This is a genomic window from Mycobacterium sp. (assembly GCF_050701675.1).
Taxonomy (GTDB): domain Bacteria; phylum Actinomycetota; class Actinomycetes; order Mycobacteriales; family Mycobacteriaceae; genus Mycobacterium.
In genome coordinates, this window is record NZ_JBOGDD010001183.1 from 1 (window position 1) to 7,239 (window position 7,239).

General features: G+C 65.5%; 7 protein-coding genes and 1 pseudogene. 6 read left to right on the top strand and 2 right to left on the bottom strand.

Annotation, left to right across the window (positions count from 1 at the left end; translation table 11 throughout):
• Nucleotides 1-1,120 (top strand): polyprenyl synthetase family protein (locus tag ACRDUX_RS36705; protein WP_526421763.1); only part of this gene is annotated, 1,120 nt, incomplete at its 5' end.
• A 29-nt stretch (nt 1,121-1,149) separates the two neighbouring features.
• Here the strand turns inward: ACRDUX_RS36705 and ACRDUX_RS36710 are convergent.
• A complete protein-coding gene (locus ACRDUX_RS36710; protein ID WP_526421775.1) occupies nt 1,150-1,986 on the bottom strand; it encodes a class I SAM-dependent methyltransferase in 837 nt (278 codons plus the stop codon).
• Between the two features lie 143 nt (nt 1,987-2,129).
• Here ACRDUX_RS36710 and ACRDUX_RS36715 point away from each other — a divergent pair.
• Together ACRDUX_RS36715 and ACRDUX_RS36720 are read left to right on the top strand one after the other, a co-directional pair.
• Nucleotides 2,130-3,108: pseudogene (locus tag ACRDUX_RS36715) on the top strand (NAD-dependent epimerase/dehydratase family protein).
• A 21-nt stretch (nt 3,109-3,129) separates the two neighbouring features.
• The gene (locus tag ACRDUX_RS36720) at nt 3,130-3,702 is read left to right on the top strand and encodes a TetR/AcrR family transcriptional regulator (protein ID WP_526421765.1); all 573 of its coding nucleotides are present in this window, start codon (nt 3,130-3,132) and stop codon (nt 3,700-3,702) included.
• A gap of 75 nt (nt 3,703-3,777) precedes the next feature.
• On the opposite strand, the gene ACRDUX_RS36725 is transcribed toward ACRDUX_RS36720, so the two are convergent.
• On the bottom strand, nt 3,778-4,755 hold the full coding sequence (locus ACRDUX_RS36725) for a GlxA family transcriptional regulator (RefSeq protein ID WP_526421767.1): 978 nt from the start codon (nt 4,753-4,755) through the stop codon (nt 3,778-3,780).
• A gap of 258 nt (nt 4,756-5,013) precedes the next feature.
• Here ACRDUX_RS36725 and ACRDUX_RS36730 point away from each other — a divergent pair, with 258 nt between their 5' ends.
• From ACRDUX_RS36730 to ACRDUX_RS36740, 3 genes are all read left to right on the top strand, one after another.
• On the top strand, nt 5,014-5,382 hold the full coding sequence (locus ACRDUX_RS36730) for a hypothetical protein (RefSeq protein WP_526421769.1): 369 nt from the start codon (nt 5,014-5,016) through the stop codon (nt 5,380-5,382).
• A 59-nt stretch (nt 5,383-5,441) separates the two neighbouring features.
• The gene (locus tag ACRDUX_RS36735; RefSeq protein WP_526421771.1) at nt 5,442-6,089 is read left to right on the top strand and encodes a TetR/AcrR family transcriptional regulator; all 648 of its coding nucleotides are present in this window, start codon (nt 5,442-5,444) and stop codon (nt 6,087-6,089) included.
• Nucleotides 6,086-7,239: glycosyltransferase (locus ACRDUX_RS36740; protein ID WP_526421773.1), on the top strand; the 1,154-nt coding region annotated here is incomplete at its 3' end. The genes ACRDUX_RS36735 and ACRDUX_RS36740, both read left to right, overlap by 4 nt.

Consider the following 7,239-nt stretch of genomic DNA (forward strand, 5'->3'; position numbering starts at 1 on the left):
TCCCCCGCTGATGTTCAACACGGTGGTGGACGAAACGGCATACGTGGCAGCAGTAGAAGACCAGCTTCGGGCGATCGTCACGAAGGGTATCGCCGACCCGCTGGGAACGATGAACGCAGAACTGCAGCCGTACGCGGCGTTGTGCACGTCTGCGGTGACCTCGGGCGGCAAGCGCTTGCGGCCCCGGTTCGCCTACTGGGGGTGGCGCGCCGGCGACGGCAGTCCAGGGACGTGGTCGCAGATCGTGACCGTCGGCGTGTCCCTGGAGTTGCTGCACGCCGCGATTCTGGTCCACGACGACATCATCGACAGTGCCCCGTTGCGCCGAGGGGTCCCGTCGGTACGCGCGGCGCTGGCCTCCCGTCATCGGGAGCGTCAATGGACCGGTGAGGCAACCGAATTCGGAGACCATGCTGCTCTTCTCCTCGGCGATCTGCTGTGGGCGGCGGCTCAGGACACTATCGCCGACGCCGTCGCAGAGATACCTAGGGCGCGCGGGGAGGACGTCACGAAGCAGTTCCGTGCGATGCGTCTGGAAGTGATGGCCGGCCAGTTGCTCGAGCTCGACGCGCAAGCTGCCAGGCTGTTCACCGACGACGCAGCAGACAAAATCGTCGCTTATAAGACATCGAAGTACACCGTGGAGCGACCGGTCGCGCTGGGTTTGACCATCGCTGACGCCTCGACGGAGAACAGGCTCGCCTTGAATCGGTTCGCCGTGGCCACTGGGCGAGCGTTTCAGCTGCGCGATGACCTCGCCGATCTCTACGGCCCAGCTGGTGCCAGCGGCAAAACCGCGGGCGGCGACATCCGCGACGGCAAGCCGACCGCGCTTCTCGGCACGGCGCTGCGCCTAGCCACCGAGACCCAGCACCGCACGTTGACCGTCGTCGTCGGGGATCCCCAGGCCGACCAGGTGGCGATCGACGAGGTCAAGCAGATCTTCGTCCATACCGGAGCCGTCGCCACGATGAAGAACCGTGTCGATGAGCTCGCCGGCAGCGCTCGCCGGGCACTGAGTGACCACGGTGAGAATCTCTCATCCGCGGTGGTCGAGGCGCTACACGGTGTCCTCGACGAATGCACCGACTTGTCGTTCCTGGCCGAGCACGTCGACTAGACGATCGTCGCTACGCGGTTGATTCCTCGTCAGCCGAATTCCAGCAAGGTGTAGGCACCGCGGAATTGCTTCGTCGGTTTCAGCTGCCAGAAGGCAGGAAACAATGTGTTGAACATCAGCCCGCGGCCTCGCGGCATTGGCAAGTCGTGCACGGCGCGGATGCCCGGCACGGTGTTGACCAAATCCGCCAACTGAGCAGCCGACAGACTGAACGGCATCGGCGGAACGCGGTACCGGCGGGTGGCCCGCATGCCTTTCGGGGCGAATTTCTTCACTAGGACTGGTGGCAGATCGAAGACCATCTGACCACCCGGAAAACGGTTGGCGCACCGCTTGATAAGGCTCATCGCTTCTTCGGGCTGCAGGTACATCAGCAGGCCCTCGGCGGTGATGAAGACGCCGTTGCTCGTGTCCACCTCGTCCATCCATGCATAGTCGAGTGCCGACTGCGCGAGGTTGGTGATCCGGGGGGAGGAGGGCAGCAGCCGTTGGCGTAACTCGACGATGGGCTGGAAATCGACGGTGATCCAATGAAAGTCGGCGTCTGGAAGCGCGCTGCTCAGGCGCCAGAAGCTGGTTTGCAGGCCTTCGGCGAGTGCAATGACAGTGGCGGACGGATGTTTCGACAGGTACTGGGTGGCGGCGCGGTCGAAGGCCAGTGAACGCAAGGCCATCTCCTGGCCTCTGCGGCCGAACTTGTCGAAGTCGAAGTCGATGGCATCGACGAGCCGGATCGCCAACGGATCCTCGATGATGGCTTCCGGCTGGCGAGCTTGGTATGCCCTGCCGTTCAGCGTCAGCAGCGCGGTTTCCGAGACTCCGGTCAGGGTGCTGGCGTCGGCTTTGTCGCCGTCTGCGTGATCCACGGGCCCAAAACTACCTGCGGGTAGCGAAGGAGTGCCGTCGTAGATCGTCGCCACCGTCTGATTGACCATTAGTTACGACGCCATTGGTACCGTAATCTAGCAGGCGTAGCCGCCTCGCGACAGGCGGCCGGATGAGGAGAGTCATGCTGATCGGTGTCACTGGCGGAACGGGCTATGTGGGTGCGCACACCGTGCGCGCCCTGCTCGCGGGTGGGCATCAGGTACGGCTGCTGGTCGCCCCCGACGCAGAAGGCGCACCCGTGCTGAGCCACCTCACCGAATCCGGAGGCGTCGAGGTGTTGGCTGGTGACATCCGGGACACTGCAACCATCGAGGCCCTGCTCGATGGTTGCGACGCGGTGTTGCACGCGGCAGGGGTGGTGGGCACCGACGACCGCCGCAGCGAGTTGATGTGGCAGATCAACGCGCACGCCACGGAATCGCTGCTCACGCGTGCCGTGGAGAGAGGCCTCGATCCGGTGGTGTCGGTGAGCAGCTATAGCGCGCTGTTCCCGCCGCCCAACGGAATCATCGGACCGGACACCCCGACGGCCGAGGGGCGCAGCGCCTATGCACAGACCAAGGGGTACGCCGACCGGGTCGCGTGGCGACTCCAGGAGCGGGGCGCGCCCGTGGTCGTCACCTACCCGTCGAGCGTGGTGGGTCCCGCCTTTCACACGGCAGCGGGTGTCACGGAGCGCGGTTGGGCACCGATCGTACGGTTCGGGGTCGCGCCCAAGTTGCGCGGCGGAATGCAGATGATCGACGTCCGCGACGTCGCCGCCGTGCACGCAGCGGTGATGACGCCGGGCCGCGGGCCGCGACGCTACGTATGCGGCGGGGTGCTCGTCGCGTTCGACGAGATGGTCGATGCGTTGGAGCGCGGCTCCGGCCGCTCACTGAGGCGAATTCCGGTGACCCAAAAGATCTTTCGCGGGGTAAGTAGGATCGGCGACGCAGTGGCGGGTATCGTCCCGCTCGGCGACGGGCTGAGCTACGAGGCGGCGTTGCTGCTGACCGCGGCGACCCCGACCGATGACTCCGTCACGCTCGCTGACCTCGCCGTCACGTGGCGTTTCGCCGACCGACGCCATCATCGCGTCGTTCACTCCCGACGGATGAGACTGCGGTTGAATTGCTGTCGTGGAGGAGTCTAGGGCGGCGGGTCGCCCGCGGGACCGTTCGATCGACGAGCGGGTCTTCACGGTGACCCGGGAGTTGCTCGTCGAGGTTGGCTGGGACGAACTCAGCATGCGTCAGATCGCCACCCGTGCCGGGGTGAGTCGGTCGAGCATCAACCGCCGCTGGCCGTCCAAGTCGGAGTTGGTCTTCCACGCGATATTGGGCGATACGCCGGATCTGGCGCCGTTCGAGGACGCCGACCGGCAGGGGTGGGTCGAGTGGGTGGTGCGCGGTAGCCGTCAACTGTTCGCACGCCAGGAGGTGCGGGCCGCGGTACCCGGACTGCTGCTCGCGATGGCCGAGAACGATGAGATGCGCAGTCGATTGTGGGCGGAATTCAGCGGACCCGCGGTCGCGTTGTTCGCCGCTGCCGGCGTCGGTGATCCGGCCGACGCGCAGCGCGATGCGCGCGCGGTCATCGCGATGGCGGCCGGTGCGGCGCTGTTCCTCAGCACCATCGCGATCGAGGACGACGACGCCGCGCTCCACGCGCGAATCTCGACGATGCTCGCCGAGGCGGTCCTGGGAGCCTGACGGGGGCCCGCGGCACCGGCCGCATCCCGTCATCGACGTCCCTGGCAGGCAACCAAGGGTGTAGCGGACCGAGGCCTAGTGGAGGACTGCTGCTCCCGTGAAGCAGCCCCGGTATTCGCTTGGCGTTGTCCGCAACGCGCGGACGAAATGGTGTCGGTAGGTGACCGCCGACTCGAAGCCAACCCGGGTGGCAACCTGCTCGATGGACAGCGAGGATGACTCCAGGAGTTCCAGACTCGCCTGAATGCGTTGTGCGATCAGCCATTTGATCGGGGTGGTTCCAGTTGCCTTGGCGAACCGTCGGAGGTAGCTGCGCCGCGACAGGGTTGACTGCGCGGCCAACTCGCCAAGGGTGATCGGCGCATCGAGGTTGTCCACTGCCCATGCCATTCCGGCCGCAATCTGACCGTCGGTGGTGGGCTCCGGCACCGGAGTCTCGATGTACTGAGCCTGCCCCCCGGCGCGGTGTGGTGAGATCACCAGCCGTCGTGCCACGTCATTGGCGATTCGAGCGCCATGATCGGAGCGCACGATGTGAAGGCACAGGTCCAGGCCCGCGGCGCATCCTGCGCTGGTGAGCACGTCTCCTTCGTCGACGTAGAGGGGTACGGGATCGACGTCGATCTCGGGATACCGCTCTTGAAGGAGATCCACGTATATCCAGTGCGTAGTGGCCGACCGGCCGTCGAGGACGCCGGCGGCGGCGAGGGCGAATGCACCAGAACAGATGGACACCAGCCGCGATCCCCGTTCGGACGCCGTCTTGATCGCGGCGACGAGTTCGGGAGAGGCCGGCGCCAAAGTATCTCGAACACTAGGGATTATCACCGTGTCGGCTGCTGCCAAGTCGGCTAGACCGTATGACGTGCGCACGGTGGCGCCGCCCAGCATTCGGACTTCGGGTTGCTCCGAGCACAGCTTGACCGTGTACCAGGGCCGCGGGATGCCTGCGGAGAACTTCTCGGAGAGTTCGGTGATCCCGAAGATCTCGGCAGCCACACCCGACTCGAAACCGGACATGCCGTCGTAGGCGAGGATTGCCACGGAATGCATGTCACTATCTTAACGAATAACGGCCTTAGTGCCACTGTTGGTGTGCTGGAACCTGGATCATGCTTGAAACATGTTCTACAGAAGACCATCTCGCTGGACGCGGATCAGCCGTCAACGCCCGTTTCAACTATTGGCTGACATTGCCGCCGGTATGCACGCTGCCAACGGACTCGCGCACGGTGTGCAGCCGTCCGACCGGTCACGGGCGCGCGCCGAACCCGCAGATCGGTAGGCGCTCCTTCGCCGTACATTGACGACATGTCAAGCGAGGGCAAGCGGCACGATGTTGGAGAGTTCGCAGAGTGGTGGCAGCAGACCGGTGAATACGAGCTACGCCAGATCCTCCATTGGAGGTGGGATCCAATCGGTGTATCGGTCGACTTTCCTTATGCTGCAGGCGAATACGACTCCTACGCTCCCGAAGTCTTCTCTGCGCTCAGCAAAGGGGCATCTGCAAACGAGATCGCCGAGCTGCTGGGCAGCATCGAGGACGAGCGGATGGGCCTCGGCGTGGGCCCACTCAGCGGTGCGCAGGTTGACCGGCTACGAGACTTGGCGGCAGGAATCCTTGCCTGGTTTGAAGCCTCACGCCTCCGCTGGGTCGAATTCGGGCCACTGCGCCGCTAAGGCAGGACGGAACGAAGCACCGGACCAAGGGGACGACGCACCTTCCGCTCACTGATCACTTGATCTACTATCTGTTCATGCGATCAGGGCGCAAGAAGCCGGCGACCTTCACCCAGTCGGCGCGGCGGGCCCAGATCGTGGCGTGCGCGATCGAGGTGATCGCGGAGATCGGGTGGGCACAGACATCGATCCGCAAGATCGCTGATCGCGTGGGCGTGGCCATGAGTGCGGTGTTGTACCACTTCGGCAACAAGGACAATCTGGTCGATGCCATCGTCGAGGAGATGTACCGCACGGCGTTGGCGATAGTCGTCCCGGCGGTGACTGCCGAGACAACGGCGTCGGGGAAACTCAATGCGTACATCAGGGCCAACGTCGCGTACTTCGACACGCACCGGGTCCATCTGACGGCGCTGACGCAGATCAACGCGAGTTACCAACCCAGCGAGGGACGATCCTTCGCAGAACTCGGACTCAGCCCTGAACTCAGCGAGGAACTAGCTGCGCTTGATCCCACCGCGATCCTTGCTGCGGGCCAACGGGATCGAGAGTTCGGTGATTTTCCCGTCCCCTCGATGGCCATTGCCTTGCGTGGTGCCGTCAACGCGGTGGTGGAGAAGATCCTGCGGGACCCCGACTTCGACGCCCCCGCCTATGGCGAGGACCTGGTGGCCATATTCGGTCGCGCGGTGGGAGTCCGGCGATGAGCACCGTTGTCATCATCGCTGTGGGTAGCCGCGGCGACGTCGCCCCGTTGACGGGTGTCGGCGTGGCTCTGCAACGGGCCGGCCACCAGGTGAGCATCGCCGCCTACACGCCGTTCGCCGACATGATCACCAACTGCGGCTTGGCTTTTCGCGATCTTCCCGCTGAACTGGAAATCGCCGGCGATGGAGCGGAGGTGGCGCCGATGAAGGGTCTGGCGGCCTTCGCCTCACCTGCCGGAATGCGGGCGCTCGGCAACGACGTCCTCGCTGCGGTCGCCGACGAGCCTGCCGACATCTTGCTGGTGTCTCCGTTCGCCGAGATGGCCGGACACCCGTTGGCCGAGGCCAAGGGCATTCCGTCGCTCGGAGTGCGCCTGCAGCCGTTGTCGGCCACGGCGTCCTACCCGCCTGCCGTGCTGGGGTCCTGGTCGGGCGGTGCGGTCGCCAACCGCTTGGCCGCCGACGCGGGCGCCTGGTTGGTCGATCGGCTATACGGCCGCGTGGTGGCGGGATTTCGGCGCGAGCTAGGACTCCCCAGGATCTCTGCGCGGACGCTTCGTAGCCGGCGCACAGACGCGCAGTGGCCCGTCCTACATGGGTATTCGCCCCTGGTCTCGCCCCGGCCAGCTGACTGGCGACCTGGCTTGGAGGTGACGGGCTACTGGTGGCCGGCGCCAGCTGCCGACTGGATCCCGCCGGTCGAGCTGACCGACTTCTTGGCCGCCGGCCCGGCGCCTGTGTTCGTCGGATTCGGCAGCATGATGACCACTCCGCAACGCGCCGAACAGATGTCGAACACCATCGCGCAGGCAGCATGGCGGGCCGGTGTGCGCGCCGTCGTGCAAGCCGGATGGACCAGCCTCGACGTCGTTGACGAGAGCGTGCTGACCATCGGTGAGGCTCCGCACGAGTGGCTGTTCCCCCGGGTCGCCGCGGTGGCGCACCACTGCGGCGCTGGAACCACGGCCGCAGGCATTCGCGCCGGTGTGCCGACCATCGCCCTGCCCGCCTACGGTGACGGCCCGTTCTGGGCGCAACGCGTCAGCGAACTCGGTGTCAGCGCCGGGACCATCAACCAACGCACGCTCAGTGTCGATCGCCTCGCCGAGGCGATGCGCACCGCTGTCAGCGACATCCGGATCCGTGAGAC

Bases quoted from the DNA above. Each gene is read 5' to 3' on its own strand.
- ACRDUX_RS36730 (WP_526421769.1), top strand. From the start codon at position 5,014: ATGTCAAGCGAGGGCAAGCGGCACGATGTTGGAGAGTTCGCAGAGTGG.
- ACRDUX_RS36725 (WP_526421767.1), bottom strand. From the start codon at position 4,755: ATGCATTCCGTGGCAATCCTCGCCTACGACGGCATGTCCGGTTTCGAG.